This window comes from Saccharothrix xinjiangensis (assembly GCF_039527585.1).
GTDB classification, from domain to species: Bacteria; Actinomycetota; Actinomycetes; order Mycobacteriales; family Pseudonocardiaceae; genus Actinosynnema; species Actinosynnema xinjiangensis.
On sequence record NZ_BAAAKE010000011.1, the window covers coordinates 62,820 to 76,492 of the forward strand.

General features: G+C 72.0%; 11 protein-coding genes. 5 read left to right on the plus strand and 6 right to left on the minus strand.

Going from position 1 to position 13,673, the window contains the following annotated elements:
- Window positions 1-51 precede the first annotated feature (51 nt).
- Complete coding sequence (locus ABD223_RS22670; protein ID WP_344038394.1) at window positions 52-543, plus strand: MarR family winged helix-turn-helix transcriptional regulator; 492 nt, start codon at window positions 52-54, stop codon at window positions 541-543.
- Window positions 544-1,376: 833 nt separating this feature from the next.
- Entirely contained in the window at window positions 1,377-1,835 is a 459-nt protein-coding gene (locus ABD223_RS22675; protein ID WP_344038395.1) for a winged helix-turn-helix transcriptional regulator, read from the plus strand.
- A 157-nt stretch (window positions 1,836-1,992) separates the two neighbouring features.
- On the opposite strand, the gene ABD223_RS22680 is transcribed toward ABD223_RS22675, so the two are convergent.
- The 5 genes from ABD223_RS22680 to ABD223_RS22700 form a co-directional block, all read right to left on the minus strand.
- Window positions 1,993-2,646: a response regulator transcription factor gene (locus ABD223_RS22680; RefSeq protein WP_344038396.1), complete on the minus strand. Its 654-nt coding sequence runs from the start codon at window positions 2,644-2,646 to the stop codon at window positions 1,993-1,995.
- A gap of 15 nt (window positions 2,647-2,661) precedes the next feature.
- Window positions 2,662-4,170, minus strand: a complete 1,509-nt coding sequence (locus ABD223_RS22685; RefSeq protein WP_344038397.1) for a sensor histidine kinase — start codon at window positions 4,168-4,170, stop codon at window positions 2,662-2,664.
- Between the two features lie 281 nt (window positions 4,171-4,451).
- Entirely contained in the window at window positions 4,452-5,132 is a 681-nt protein-coding gene (locus tag ABD223_RS22690) for a phosphatase PAP2 family protein (RefSeq protein WP_344038398.1), read from the minus strand.
- 266 nt (window positions 5,133-5,398) lie between these two features.
- A complete protein-coding gene (locus ABD223_RS22695; protein WP_344038399.1) occupies window positions 5,399-6,013 on the minus strand; it encodes an alpha-ketoglutarate-dependent dioxygenase AlkB in 615 nt (204 codons plus the stop codon).
- A gap of 62 nt (window positions 6,014-6,075) precedes the next feature.
- On the minus strand, window positions 6,076-6,240 hold the full coding sequence (locus ABD223_RS22700; protein WP_344038400.1) for a hypothetical protein: 165 nt from the start codon (window positions 6,238-6,240) through the stop codon (window positions 6,076-6,078).
- 745 nt (window positions 6,241-6,985) lie between these two features.
- On the opposite strand from ABD223_RS22700, the gene ABD223_RS22705 reads away from it, so the two are divergent.
- The 3 genes from ABD223_RS22705 to ABD223_RS22715 all read left to right on the plus strand — a co-directional run bounded on the left by ABD223_RS22705 (window position 6,986) and on the right by ABD223_RS22715 (window position 12,388).
- On the plus strand, window positions 6,986-8,170 hold the full coding sequence (locus ABD223_RS22705) for an IS701 family transposase (protein ID WP_344038401.1): 1,185 nt from the start codon (window positions 6,986-6,988) through the stop codon (window positions 8,168-8,170).
- A gap of 134 nt (window positions 8,171-8,304) precedes the next feature.
- The gene (gene icmF, locus ABD223_RS22710; RefSeq protein ID WP_344038402.1) at window positions 8,305-11,544 is read left to right on the plus strand and encodes a fused isobutyryl-CoA mutase/GTPase IcmF; all 3,240 of its coding nucleotides are present in this window, start codon (window positions 8,305-8,307) and stop codon (window positions 11,542-11,544) included.
- Between the two features lie 34 nt (window positions 11,545-11,578).
- Entirely contained in the window at window positions 11,579-12,388 is an 810-nt protein-coding gene (locus ABD223_RS22715; protein WP_344038403.1) for an MBL fold metallo-hydrolase, read from the plus strand.
- Here ABD223_RS22715 and ABD223_RS22720 read toward each other — a convergent pair.
- Window positions 12,378-13,610 carry an Nramp family divalent metal transporter gene (locus tag ABD223_RS22720; protein WP_344038404.1) on the minus strand — a complete coding sequence of 411 codons (1,233 nt, stop codon included), beginning with the start codon at window positions 13,608-13,610 and terminating at the stop codon, window positions 12,378-12,380. The two genes, ABD223_RS22715 and ABD223_RS22720, sit on opposite strands and share 11 nt — an antisense overlap.
- Window positions 13,611-13,673 lie beyond the last annotated feature (63 nt).

A 13,673-nucleotide genomic window follows, 5' to 3' on the forward strand; every position in this document is an offset into this window, starting at 1 on the left:
AACATAGCGCATCCTGGTTGAGGGTTCAACAACAACCTATGATGGGGAACCATGAGCGAAGTGCGGTGGTTGAGCGCCGAGGAGCAACAGGTCTGGCGTGGCTTCATGACCGCCGTGACCAAGTTCACCGAGCACCTGGACCGGCAGCTCCAGCGGGACTCCGGGATGCCCATGGCCTACTACGAGATCCTGGTCGCGCTGTCCGAGGCGCCGGACCGCGCCCTGCGCATGAGCGAGCTGGCCGCGGTCTGCCACTCCTCGCGGTCGCGGCTGTCCCACGCGGTGGCCCGGCTGGAGAAGGAGGGCTGGGTCGAGCGGCGGGCCTGCGCGTCGGACCGGCGCGGGTCGATCGCCGCCCTCACCGGCCCCGGCCACACCGCACTGGAGTCGGCGGCCCCCGGCCACGTCACCGCGGTGCGCGAGCACCTGTTCGACGTGCTGACGCCCGAGCAGCTGCGCGTGCTGGCCGAGATCAGCCACGCGGTGGACTCCGGCCTGACCGTCGAGTGCGCCAAGGCGCGTGAGGAGCTGGCCGAGTTCTAGGGGCCGAAGGCCGGCCACTGAGCGGTGCGCGCCGAGCCGTATGCGCCGAGCCGTATGCGCTGGAGCGTATGCGCTGAGCCGTATGCGCCGCGCGGCACGTGCTGCGCTGCACGCACCACGGCCACCGCCGCACCGACTGCCGAGCCGGGCCGCCGAACCACGCCACCAACCGCCGGATCTGGCCGTCAACCGGGCTGCCGACCGTCGAACCTGGCCACCAGGCGGCCCGTCGAACTCCGAACCGGGCTGCCGTGCGTGATCGAACCACGACGTGGCCGAACTGCCGACGCGTGACCGGAACTACCGCGACCGGGGGATGTCCGCGTCCGATGTGGACGCATCCGGTCCAGCAGTCCATGAGCCGACCGGAGCAGGTCCACCTGTCGAGCCCGGGACGTCACGTCCTCCCATTGGCACCCGCCGGGTGTTGCCGAAGCCGGGGACCCTCGCCCGCCGCGCGCTCGACGCCTGCCGGCGCGGATCGGCGAGCCACAGCGCCGCCGCTCTCATCTCTGCTCCGCTTCGGGCGTTGGTCCGGGCTCGACCTCTCGTCTCGCAGCGATCTTGTGGTCGAGGTCCACTTCGGACTGCGGGGTCCACGTGAGCACCGCCGCCGGCGCCGTGCGCAGCGCCACCCCGTCGTGGGAATCGCTGCTCGCGCGACTTCCTCGGGCGCCACACGATGATCGAGATCAATTCGACGTGGTTGCGACGGCGGTGCGGAGGGCTTGCCATCACGGTCCGCGCAGGTGCCCTCCCGCGACAGTCACAGCCCGTGATCGGATCATCGGATGAGTGAGTTTCTTTGCGAAACTCGTGGTTATCATGCGCAGATGCTTCGACGCACGTACGACGGCCAGGTCTGTTCGATTGCCCGTTCGCTGGAAGTGGTCGGCGAGCGGTGGACGTTGTTGATCGTGCGCGACGCCTTCCACGGCGTGACCCGGTTCGACGGTTTCCTGAACCGCTTGCCGATCGCGCGCAACGTGCTCAGCGACCGCCTCAACGGCCTGGTCGACCACGGCGTGATGGAGCGCGTGCCGTACCAGGACCGGCCACCGCGCCACGAGTACCGGCTGACAGCCAAGGGGCGACGACTCGCCCCGGTGCTGTTGGCGCTGATGGAGTGGGGCGACCACTACCTGGCGGGTGAAGCGGGGCCGCCGAGCGTGGCCGAGCACAACGACTGCGGTGGTCGCATCGACGTCCGCCTGGTGTGCGCCTGCTGCGGCCAGGACGTCGAGCGCGCCGACATGACCGTCCACCGTTCCGGTGATCACCAGACCGGTTGAGCCCCGGTGCCGATAAGGGCTCCAGGTGTCGGTCGGCTCCAGGTGTCGGTCGGCTCCAGGTGTCGGTCGGCTCCAGGTGTCGGTCGGCTCCAGGTGTCGGTCGGCTCCAGGTGTCGGCCGGCCCCAGGGATCAGTCGGCTCCAGGTGCCGGTTGAGGTCAGGTGTCGGTCGGGATCAGGCCCGCCTCGTGGGCGGCGATCGCCGCCTGGACGCGGTTGCGCAGGTCCAGCCGCTTGAGGATCGAGCTGACGTAGACCTTCACGGTTCCTTCCACGACGTGGATCCGGACGGCGATCTCGCTGTTGGACAGCCCCGCCCCGACCAGGCCCAGCACCTCCCGCTCCCGCTCGGTCAGCACCGCCACCCGATCCGCCGCCCGCAGCCGGGGGCCGACGCCGGACAGGTGGTCCACCACCCGCCTGGCGACCAGCGGTGACAGGTAGGCCGCGCCGGCGGCCACCGCCCGCACGCCCGCGATCAGCTCGTGCGGGTCGCCGGTCTTCAGCACGAAACCGCTCGCGCCCTCGCCGAGCGCCCTGGAGATGTAGGAGTCCTCGGCGAACGTGGTGAGGATCAACGTCGCCGTGCCCTCGGCGACCCGCCGGATCTCCGCCGCCGCGTCGAGGCCGGACAGTTGCGGCATCCGGATGTCCAGGACCGCGACGTCCGGTCGGTGCCTCAGCACGAGGTCCACCGCCGACCGCCCGTTGTCGGCCTCCGCCACCACCTCCACGTCGTCCGCCGAGGCGAGCACCGCCCGGACCCCGACGCGCACGATCGCCTCGTCGTCGGCGAGCACCACCTTGATCATGTCCGGCATCCTGCCTCACGGGTCGCGGATGAGCAGGTCCTTGGCCACCAGCGCGCCGTCGCGGAAGCACAAGCGGTACCGGTCGTGGCGGTGCTCGTCGAACGGGTTCGGGTGCGTGCTGTAGAGGCGGCACACCGACCCTCCCGGCCTGTCACCGCCGGTGTCCTCGGCACGCGTCCGGCCCGGCAGCAGCGCGGCGACCTCCGCCTCGGCCTGCCCGATCCGCAGCTCGGCGAACCGTTCGGGGGACAGCGTCGAACCCGCCGCGTCGTACACCCGGTACCCGAGCACGCCGAGCACCGCCACCGACGTCACCCCGACCGCGAGCCGCACGGCGCGACGCGTGTCCATCCGAGCCCGCACCTGCGCCCGCAGCCGCAGGACCTGCGTCATCGCGTCCGTCGACCGCGCCGAGGCCGGGCGGTCCGGCACCCGGGCGACCAGCTCGAACCCACCGTCCTCGGGCCACCGCACGGTCAGCTCGCCACCGACCAGCGCGACCCGCTCGTTCAACCCCAGCAGCCCGCGCCCGCCACCCCCGGTCCTGGGCGCACCCGGCCTGCCCGGCCCGTTGGACACCCGCACCTCGGTGCAGTCGCCGCGATGGTCGAGCACGACCGCCACCGCCGCGCCCGCGGCGTGCTTCATCGCGTTGGTGACCGCCTCGGTGACCACCCGGTGGATGGTCCGCGTGATGACCTGGTCCGGCGTTGCCGCACCCCGCACCTCCAACTCCACCCGCATCCCGGACCTCCGGGCCCGTTCCACCACCTCCTCCACCGACTCCTCGGCCGCGTTCCGCTCGGACCGCAGCAACCTCACCACGTCGGCCAGCCGCTCGGCCGCCGTCGTCACCGCGGCGCGGGCCTCGCGGACCGCTTCCCGGTGCGCCGGCGACAGGGTCTGGTCGACCTCCAGCGCGCCGACCCGCAACGCCGCGTGCGCCAGTTCGTGGCCCACCAGGTCGTGCATCTCCGCCGCCAGCCGCGTCCGTTCCTGGGTCCGCGCCTCCGCCGCGTCCCGCTCCAGCACCGCGGCCCGCTCCCACGCTGCGCCGAGCAGCTCGGTGAGCCCGCGCCGATACCGCCCGAACGACCACGGCACGACGGCCAGCACCCCGAGCGACGCCACCCCGGCCACGGTCGTGTCCGGGCCGATGCCCAGCACCACCGCCACGACCACCTCCGTGACCACGGCGGCCGCGAAGGCCACCACGCCCCACCGCTCATCCTCGACGTTGCGGCCGGCGAGGAACCCGAGCGCGACCAGCCCACCCGCCGCCGCGAACACGGCGACCGTGGTGTCCCGCTCCACGTGCGCGAAGAAGCTCACCTGCCAGGCGGCGAGAGCCAGCGCCAGCGCCGTGATGGGCCGGTGGCGGACCAGCACGAGCAGACCGGTGAAGACCGCCAGGCACCCGCCCGCCTGCCACCAGGTGATGCGCTCGGGGCTCGACGTGGCCGCCGCCCACAGCACCGGGATGGCCGTGACCGCCCACAGGAGCAGGGCGCGCACTGTCAACATCTGGTCGATCGTTCACGCCTTCCGGTGAGAGGGACGGCCTGGAGGACGGCCCCGTGCGGGTGTGGTGTGGTGGCGTTCCCGCGCTGGGGCGACGCGCGTCCGCCGGCGAGTGGCGGATCAGCTTACCGGGGCTGCGTTGGCAAGCGCTTCATGGCTGAAAGCGTTGTGGCGCAGTGACCGGCGAGCAGCGGGAAGGCGCGGTGACCGGCTAGCAGCCGGAGGGTGCGGTGACCGGCTAGCAGCGGAGGGCGGTGACCAGCGGGTCGACCGGCCTTGATCGCTCAACGTGGTAAGCGCACCGTGTGCTCCACAGAGGACGCGGGTGGGGGTGGAGGTGCGAGCGGGAGGGACTCCTTCATGAAGCGGTTGCCTGGCACGGGGAGTGGTAGTCGGGCCAGCAGGGGGATGGCGGTGGCCACTGCGGCGCCGAACAGCAAGCCCACCACCACGTCGTGCGGGTAGTGGACGCCCACCAGCACCCTGGAAGCGGCGGCGAGGACGGCGGTCGCGAGGGCCAGCGCGCCCAGCGCCCTGCTCGACCACAGGATCGCCATCGCGGAGGCTCCCGCGATCGTCGAGTGGTTGCTGGGGAACGACCAGTCGCCCAGGTCCGGGCAGGTGATGATGGTGCCGACTTCGCCCAGCGCCCGGCACGGGCGATCCTGTTGCCAGGCCAGTTTCACCGCCTCGCTCAACAGGTAGGCGGCTCCTATCACGACCGGTGCCAATAAGGCCCGGCGGTACGCCACAGGTGGTCGGCGGCGCGCTCGCCACCACACGACCAGGAACAGGACCAGGAAGACGACGATCAGGGCCTCGGTCATGAAGGCGATCAGGGATCGCACCCAACCGGGGGTCGACGCCGCCCAGGTCGCCATGTCCAGGTACCACTCGGCGCTCAGGTCGGGGATGTCCGGTATCGAGATGTCTGGATTCGCTTGGGCCATGAGGAGTGTTGTCATGGCTTCGAGGTTACGGAGGGATGCGGTGGTTGATCTTCTGGCTAAGGCCATGAGTTGACCTTGTCGAAGGATATAGAGGGTTGTACGCCTTTAGGTCCATGCAGGAGTGGAGGCGATCACCTGGCGAGGGAGGGGGAGAGGGAGGAGAGGGGAGAGGGGAAGGGCTGGCGGGAGGACGAAGGCAGGCAAGGGGAAGGTGTGGGAGGGGTGGGAGCAGGGGGCTGCTTCGCGGTTGTGGTTACGCTCCACTGTGGACGAACAGCGGGTCAGCGCACTCCGCGCGGGCGGTATTGGATGCTGATGCGCGGGCCTGTCGGCCTGTTCGCCTTGGGTATCGCGTGTTCCCAGGTGCGCTGGCAGGAGCCGCCCATGACGATCAGGTCGCCGTGTCCCAGGGCGTACTTCACGGTTGTGCCGCCGCCGCGTGGTCGTAGGGCCAGGGTTCGCGGTGTGCCGACGGACAGGATTGCCACCATCGTGTCGTGCGTCGCGCCGCGGCCGATCGTGTCGCCGTGCCACGCGACGCTGTCGCGGCCGTCGCGGTAGTAGCAGAGGCCGGCGGTGCGGAACGGTTCGCCCAGTTCGTCGCGGTACCGGTCGCTGAGGGCGGTGCGCGCCTCGATCAGGACCGGGTGCGGCAGGGGCGCCTGCTCGTCGTAGAAGGAGAGCAGGCGGGGTACGTCGACTACGCGCTCGTACATCTTCCGGCGCTCGGCCCGCCACGGGACCTGGTCGGCCAGGTGCTGGAACACCGCGTCCGCGCCGGTGAGCCAGCCGGGGAGCACGTCGACCCACGCGCCGTCGTCCAGGGCGGTCCGCCGGAGGGCGGTCAGGGGGCGCAGTGCGGGATCGGCGCCGTCGTCGAACAGCGACACCTGCATGCGTGCAGCATAACGCGAGGGTCGAACGCCTGTTCGACCCGGGAGGTCGGGAAGCTGTAGGCTCAGGCTTCCGGTTCGGGCTTGCGCCGCCGGCCGCCGGGCCGGGCCTGCTTGGCCGGTTCCTCCGCGGCCTGCTCGGCCTGGTGCTGCGGAGCCGGATCGGCCGCCGCCGGGTTGTCGGCGAGCAGGATGGCGGCCAGCTCGTCGTAGATCGGTGTGCTGCTCATGGACGTCCCTCTACCCCTTTTGGACGCAAGTTACACGCGTGATCGTAATCAGGTTCGAGCAGGGTCGCGAAACGACCCGAACGGGGTGGACGGGTCGCTGGACCGGGTGGTGAGACGGTGCGTCTACTGGCCGGTAGCACGAAGAAAGACGAATATTGTTCGAATTGGCGAGAGTATTCACTTTCCGCGGGGCGGAATCCAGGTAATGTTCGTTCTGGGTGGGCACGTGCCGGTCGGGTGGTCCGTTCGACCTGGGAGTTGGCGCCGAACGGGCTGGTGGTGCGCGTCTGCCTGGAGGGGCGCCGGTGTCGTCAAGGCCATTGGGGGCATTTCACCGGCGGTCGAAGTCGAAGATGTGTCATGGTCCGCGGGTGGAGCATGGGGCTCGCGGGCGACCGGTCGGGAGGGCCGGTGCTCCTGGGGGAGTCGGGGTGATCACGACGGGGCTGACGCCGGCGTGCGGGACCAGGTCGGTGGAGGCCAGGTCGGCCGCACCGGGTCGGTGCCGCACCGGGCCGGTGAGGCCGGGTAGGTGAGGCCGGGTAGGTGAGATCGGGCCGGCGGTGTCGGACGCGGTGACGGCCGGGCTGGTGAACGCCGGGCTGGTGAGCCCGGGTCCGGCGATGGCGGGTCGGTGGCGCCTTGAACGTCCCCCGGGGCGAGTGTGCCTTGCTGACGGAGCGCGGGGCGGCCCTGGATCGGGCGCGCCTCGCGGCTGTCCGATCGCCGGAGGGGGACGAAAGGCATGGGGGAACGAGCGACCAACGAGGCCGAACCGCGTGGAACGCCCGGCTTGTCCGAGTTCTGCGACGAGCTGTTCGAGACCCTGGGGAGGTCCGACCAGCGCCGTTGGGCCGAGGTCTACGTCAGGGGGCTGCTCCTCGTCCCGGGGCGCAAGTCGATCAGGCGCATCTCCGAGGAGGTGGTCGGCCGCGACGCCGGCCAGTCGTTGCAGCAGTTCGTCAACCAGAGCCCGTGGCCGTGGGCCCCGGTGCGGCAGCGCCTGGCCGAGTTGGTGAACCGGGTCGTGCGGCCGCGCGCGTGGGTGGTGCGCGAGGTGGCGTTCCCCAAGAACGGGGGCAGCTCGGTGGGCGTGGCCAGGCAGTACGCGCCCTCGGCGCGCCGGGTGCTGAACTGCCAGCGCGCCGTCGGCGTGTTCCTCGTCGGCGACCGGGGCGCGGTGCCGGTGGACTGGCGGCTGCTCCTGCCGGAGTCGTGGGACGACGACGTGGTGCGGCGCGCCAAGAGCCGGGTGCCGGAGGGCGAGCGGTCCAGGCGCGCGTGGCAGTACCCGCTGGAGTGCTTCGACGAGATGGCGGGCTCCTGGGGGTTGCCCGTCGCGCCCGTCGTGGTGGACCTCAGCGGTGACCGGGACGCGTTGCCGCTGCTCGGCGGGTTGGAGGAGCGGGGGATGCGGTACCTGGCGCGGGTCTCCGCCACCACGCCGGTGCTGCCGGTGAACCTGGTCGGCGCGCCGAACGGGTCCCGCACCGTCGGGCAGCTCGTCGCCGCGGCGGCCGGGCGCGGCCGGACCGCGCTGCCCCGGCGCGACGGGGCGACCGGCGCGGTCACCGCGTCGGCCTTCGTGACGACGACCCTGCCGGGGCACGCGCGGGCGGGTGGCGGGCGGCCCCGGCACGTGCTGGCCGAGTGGCCGGTCGGCGAGGACCGGCCGCGGGCGGTCTGGATCGCCAACCCGGGGCCCGTCGGGCTCCGGGGCCTGGTGGAGCTGCTGAACGCCGAGGCGCGCGTCGGGGCGGAGGTGGCCGGGCTGGCCGAGGAGTTCGGCCTGCTGCACTTCGAGGGCCGCTCGTTCCGGGGCTGGCACCACCACGTGACGCTGACGTCGGCCGCCCGCGGTTACCGGGTGGTGACCGGGGAGGGTTGCCGGGGGTGCGAGGATGAGCGACTCCTCCGGCCGCATGCGTGAGGTCCGCCGCGACCCGGGGAGGGGGCGGTGCCGGTTCCCCGGGTCGCGGTGACGCGGGCCACACTTAGGTATTACTTCCGATAGATGGATGTCCTAGTAATCTGGTGGCAGTCGCCGATGCCGGAGGAGCCGTCGTGACCGCCACCCCGTTGCACGCCCCGCAGCACCCGGTCCGCTTCATCACCGCGGCGAGCCTGTTCGACGGGCACGACGCGGCGATCAACATCATGCGCCGCATCCTCCAGTCGCAGGGCGCGGAAGTCGTGCACCTGGGCCACAACCGGTCCGTGCGCGAGGTCGTCGACGCGGCGGTCCAGGAGGACGTGCAGGGCATCGCCATCAGCGCCTACCAGGGCGGCCACGTCGAGTACTTCACCTACCTGGTGGAACTGCTCCACGAGCGCGGCGCGGGCCACGTCAAGGTCTTCGGCGGCGGTGGCGGCGTCATCGTGCCCGAGGAGATCGAGCTGCTGCACTCGCGGGGCGTGACGCGCATCTTCTCCCCGGCCGACGGCCAGCGGCTCGGCCTCGCCCGCATGATCAACACCATGGTCGAGGCGTGCGACCACCCGCTCGCCGAGCGCCCGCCCTCGTCCTGGGACGCCCTGTTCACCGGCGCCGACGACGTGCTGGCCCGCGCCATCACCCTCATCGAGGCGGGCGGGCTGCCCGACGACGTGCGCGCGCGCATGGTCGCGGCGGCCGGCTCGCGGACCGTGCCGGTGCTCGGCATCACCGGCACCGGCGGCTCCGGCAAGTCCTCGCTGACCGACGAGCTGGTCCGCCGGTTCCGGCTCGACCAGCAGGACAAGCTGCGCATCGCGGTGCTCGCCGTCGACCCGACGCGACGCAAGGGCGGCGGCGCCCTGCTCGGCGACCGCATCCGGATGAACTGCCTGGACGGCGACCGGGTCTTCTTCCGGTCCCTGGCCACCCGCCGCGCGGGCTCCGAGGTGCCCGACGGCCTGTCCGACGCGATCCTGGCCTGCCGCGCGGCGGGGTTCGACCTGGTCGTGGTGGAGACGCCGGGCATCGGCCAGGGCGACGCGGCGATCGTGCCGTTCGTCGACCTCTCGCTGTACGTGATGACGCCCGAGTTCGGCGCCGCGTCGCAGCTGGAGAAGATCGACATGCTGGACTACGCCGACGCGGTGGCGATCAACAAGTTCGAGCGCCGGGGCGCCGAGGACGCCCGCCGGGACGTCGCCCGCCAGCTGGTGCGCAACCGGGAGGCGTTCGGCGCCTCCTGGGAGGACATGCCGGTGTTCGGCACGTCCGCGGCGACGTTCAACGACGACGGCGTGACGGCGCTCTACCAGCACCTGCGCGACGGGCTGGCGCAGCGCGGGCTGGCCACCGGTGAGGGCGCGCTGCCCGCGGCGACCGGCAAGGTGTCGACGGCGGCGGCCACCGTGGTGCCCGCCTCCCGCGCCCGCTACCTGGCCGAGATCGCGGAGACCGTGCGCGGCTACCACCGGGCGACCGAGACGCACGTGGACGCGGTGCGCCGGGTCGCGCACCTGCGCGCGGCGCGCGCCGAGCTGGAGTCCGCCGGCCACGACACCACCGCGATCACCTCGCTGCTGGAATCGGCCGAGGCGCACGTCGACGCCGAGGCCGCCGAGCTGCTGGCGCGGTGGCCCCGGGTGGTCGAGGACTACAGCGGCGACGAGCTGGTGGTCCGCGTGCGCGACCGGGAGATCCGCACCAGGCTGACCAGGGAGACGCTGTCGGGCAACCGGGTCCGCCGCGTGTCGCTGCCCCGCTACGAGGACGAGGGCACGCTGCTGCGGTTCCTGCGCTCGGAGAACCTGCCCGGCCGGTTCCCCTACACGGCGGGCGTGTTCCCGTTCAAGCGCGAGGGCGAGGACCCGGCGCGGATGTTCGCCGGCGAGGGCGACGCGTTCCGCACCAACCGGCGGTTCAAGTACCTCTCGCAGGGCTCGGAGGCGACCCGGCTGTCCACCGCGTTCGACTCGGTGACGCTCTACGGCCGCGACCCCGGCACCCCGCCGGACGTCTACGGCAAGATCGGCACGTCCGGCGTCTCCATCGCGACCCTGGACGACATGAAGGCGCTCTACGACGGGTTCGACCTGACCTCGCCGACCACGTCGGTGTCGATGACCATCAACGGGCCCGCGCCGACCATCCTGGCGTTCTTCCTCAACGCCGTCGTCGACCAGCGGGTCGACGGGTTCCGCGCCGAGCACGGCCGCGAGCCGTCCGAGGCGGAGGCCCGGGAGCTGAGGGCGCGGGCGCTGGCCACCGTGCGCGGCACCGTGCAGGCCGACATCCTCAAGGAGGACCAGGGCCAGAACACCTGCATCTTCTCCACCGAGTTCTCGCTGCGGATGATGGCCGACATCCAGGAGTGGTTCATCCGCAACGACGTGCGCAACTTCTACTCGGTGTCGATCTCCGGCTACCACATCGCCGAGGCCGGGGCGAACCCCATCAGCCAGCTCGCCTTCACCCTGGCCAACGGGTTCACCTACGTCGAGTCGTACCTGGCCAGGGGCATGGACATCGACGACTTCGCGCCCAACCTGTCGTTCTTCTTCTCCAACGGGATGGACGCCGAGTACAGCGTGATCGGCCGGGTGGCGCGGCGCATCTGGGCGGTCGCCATGCGCGAGCGCTACGGCGCCAACGAGCGTTCGCAGAAGTTCAAGTACCACGTGCAGACCTCCGGGCGGTCGCTGCACGCGCAGGAGATGGACTTCAACGACATCCGCACCACGTTGCAGGCGCTGTGCGCGCTGTACGACAACACGAACTCGTTGCACACCAACGCCTACGACGAGGCCATCACCACGCCGACGGAGTCCTCGGTGCGCCGCGCCATGGCCATCCAGCTCATCATCAACAAGGAGTGGGGCCTGTCGATGAACGAGAACCCGCTCCAGGGCTCGTTCGTCGTCGAGGAGCTCACCGACCTGGTCGAGGAGGCGGTGCTCGCCGAGTTCGACCGGCTGTCGGAGCGCGGCGGCGTGCTGGGCGCGATGGAGACCGGCTACCAGCGCGGCCGCATCCAGGACGAGTCGATGCTCTACGAGCAGCGCAAGCACGACGGTTCGCTGCCGCTGATCGGCGTGAACACGTTCCTGCCCGAGGGCGGTTCACGCGAACCGGTGACGATCGAGCTGGCCCGCGCCACCGAGGACGAGAAGCGGTCCCAGGTCGAGCGGACCCGGGCGTTCGCCGCCGCGCACGCCGGGGAGGCCGAGCCCGCGCTGCGCAGGCTGAAGGAGGCCGCCACGGCCGGGGAGAACGTGTTCGAGGTGCTGGTGGACGCGGCGCGGGTGTGCACGCTGGGCCAGATCACCGAGGCGTTCTTCGAGGTGGGTGGCCAGTACCGGCGCAACGTCTGAGGTTGGGCGCGCCCCCTCGGGGCACCCCGGCCCCATGGACGAGCAGAACACCCTCCGGTTCATCGGCAACGCCACGACGGTGCTGGGGCTCGGGCCGTTCACCCTGCTGACCGACCCCAACTTCATCCGGCGGGGCCAGTGGACCTACCTGGGCAACGGGCTGGTGACCCGGCGGGTGAAGGACCCGGCCGTGCGCATCGACGAACTGCCGCCGCTGGACGCGGTGCTGCTGTCGCACATGCACGGCGACCACTTCGACCGGGTCGCGGTCCGCGAGCTGAACCGCGACCTGCCGGTCCTGACCACCCCGCAGGCGGCGCGCCACCTGGAGCGGCGGGGGTTCCGGGAGACGGTCGCGCTGCCCACCTGGACCGAGCTGAGCCTGACCAAGGACGGGGCGAGCGTCACGGTCACCTCGCTGCCCGGCCGGCACGCGCCGGGCGTGGCGCAGCGGTTCCTGCCGCCCGTGATGGGCAGCATGGTCGAGTATCGCGCCACGCCCGACGCCCGGCCGCTGCGCGTGTACCTCAGCGGCGACACCCTCGTGCACGACGAGCTGCGCGGGATCCGCGAGCGCTATCCCGAGATCGACGTGGCCGTGGTGCACCTCGGTGGCACCAGGATCCTCGGCGTGCTGTTCAGCATGGACGGCGCGCAGGGCGTCGACCTGTTGGAACTGCTGCGGCCCCGGTACGCCGTGCCGGTGCACTACGACGACTACACCGTGATGAAGTCGCCCCTGTCGGACTTCCTGGCCGAGGTCGACCGGCGCAAGCCGGCGGCCACCGTGGTGCGCGTCGAGCGGGGCGGCACGGTGGACCTGCCGGCGCGGTTCAGCCGGTGACCGTGCGGACCAGCAGGAACAGGTTCAGCGCCGAGATCACCACCGCGCCCGCCACGCCGACCAACGTGGCGGCCCGCCGGTTGGCGGCCGCGCCCATGACGTCGCGCCGCCTGGTCAGCAGCACCAGCGGCACCAGGGCGAACGGGATGCCGAACGACAGCACCACCTGGCTGAGCACGAGCGCCCGCGTCGGGTCGACGCCCAGCGCGAGCACCGCCAGGGCGGGCGCCATGGTCAGCAGCCTGCGCAGCCACAGCGGGATGCGCCGGCGCAGGAAGCCCTCCATGACGACCTGGCCGGAGTAGGTGCCGACGCTGGACGCGGCCAGGCCCGAGGCCAGCAGCGCCAGCGCGAACGCCAGCGCCGCGCCGGGTCCGAGCAGGTCGCCGAGGCCGCCGTGCATGTCCTCCAGCGACTCGCGGGGCGCGCCCGTGCCGTGGAACGCGCCCGCGGCCACCACGAGCATGCTCGCGTTCACCGCGCCGGCCACGCCCAGGGCGACCACGATGTCGGCGCGGCTGGCCCGCAGCGCCCGCCGCCGCGCCAGGGGGTCGGTGGTGTGGTGCTGCTGGGTGAGCGCGGAGTGCAGGTAGATGACGTGCGGCATGACGGTCGCGCCGAGCATCCCGGTGGCCAGCAGCACGCTGTCCGCGCCGGCGAAACCGGGCACCAGGCCGGCCGCGGCGCCGGTGGGCGGGCCCAGCTGGAGCGCCTGGTAGAGGAACCCGCCGAGCACGACCGCCAGCAGCCCGATGATCACCGATTCGAACCGGCGCCTGCGCAGCGGCGCGAGCGCGAGGATGCCCATCGACACCGCGGCCGTGATGAGCGCGGCGGGCAGCAGCGGCACGTCGAACAGCAGGTTCAGCGCCACCGCCGCGCCGACGAACTCGGCGAGGTCGGTGGCCATCGCCACCAGCTCCGCCTGCACCCACAGCAGGCCGGTCACCGGCCGCGGGTAGTGCTGCCGGCACAGCTGGGGCAGGTTGCGCCCGGTGACGATGCCCAGCTTGGCCGACTGGTACTGGATGAACATCGCCAGCGCGCTCGCGTTGACGATCACCCACAGCAGCAGGTAGCCGTGGGCGGCGCCACCGGCCATGTTGGTGGCGAAGTTGCCGGGGTCGACGTAGGCGACCGCGACCACGAAAGCCGGGCCCATGACCACGGCGGCCGAGCGCAGGCGCAGGACGAGGGGTGGGGCGACGGGGGCGCCGACCATCTCACCTTCCTTCTCGACGGGGATCGACGGGGAGGGGAGCGCGGCGGCCACCGGCGGGGGTGG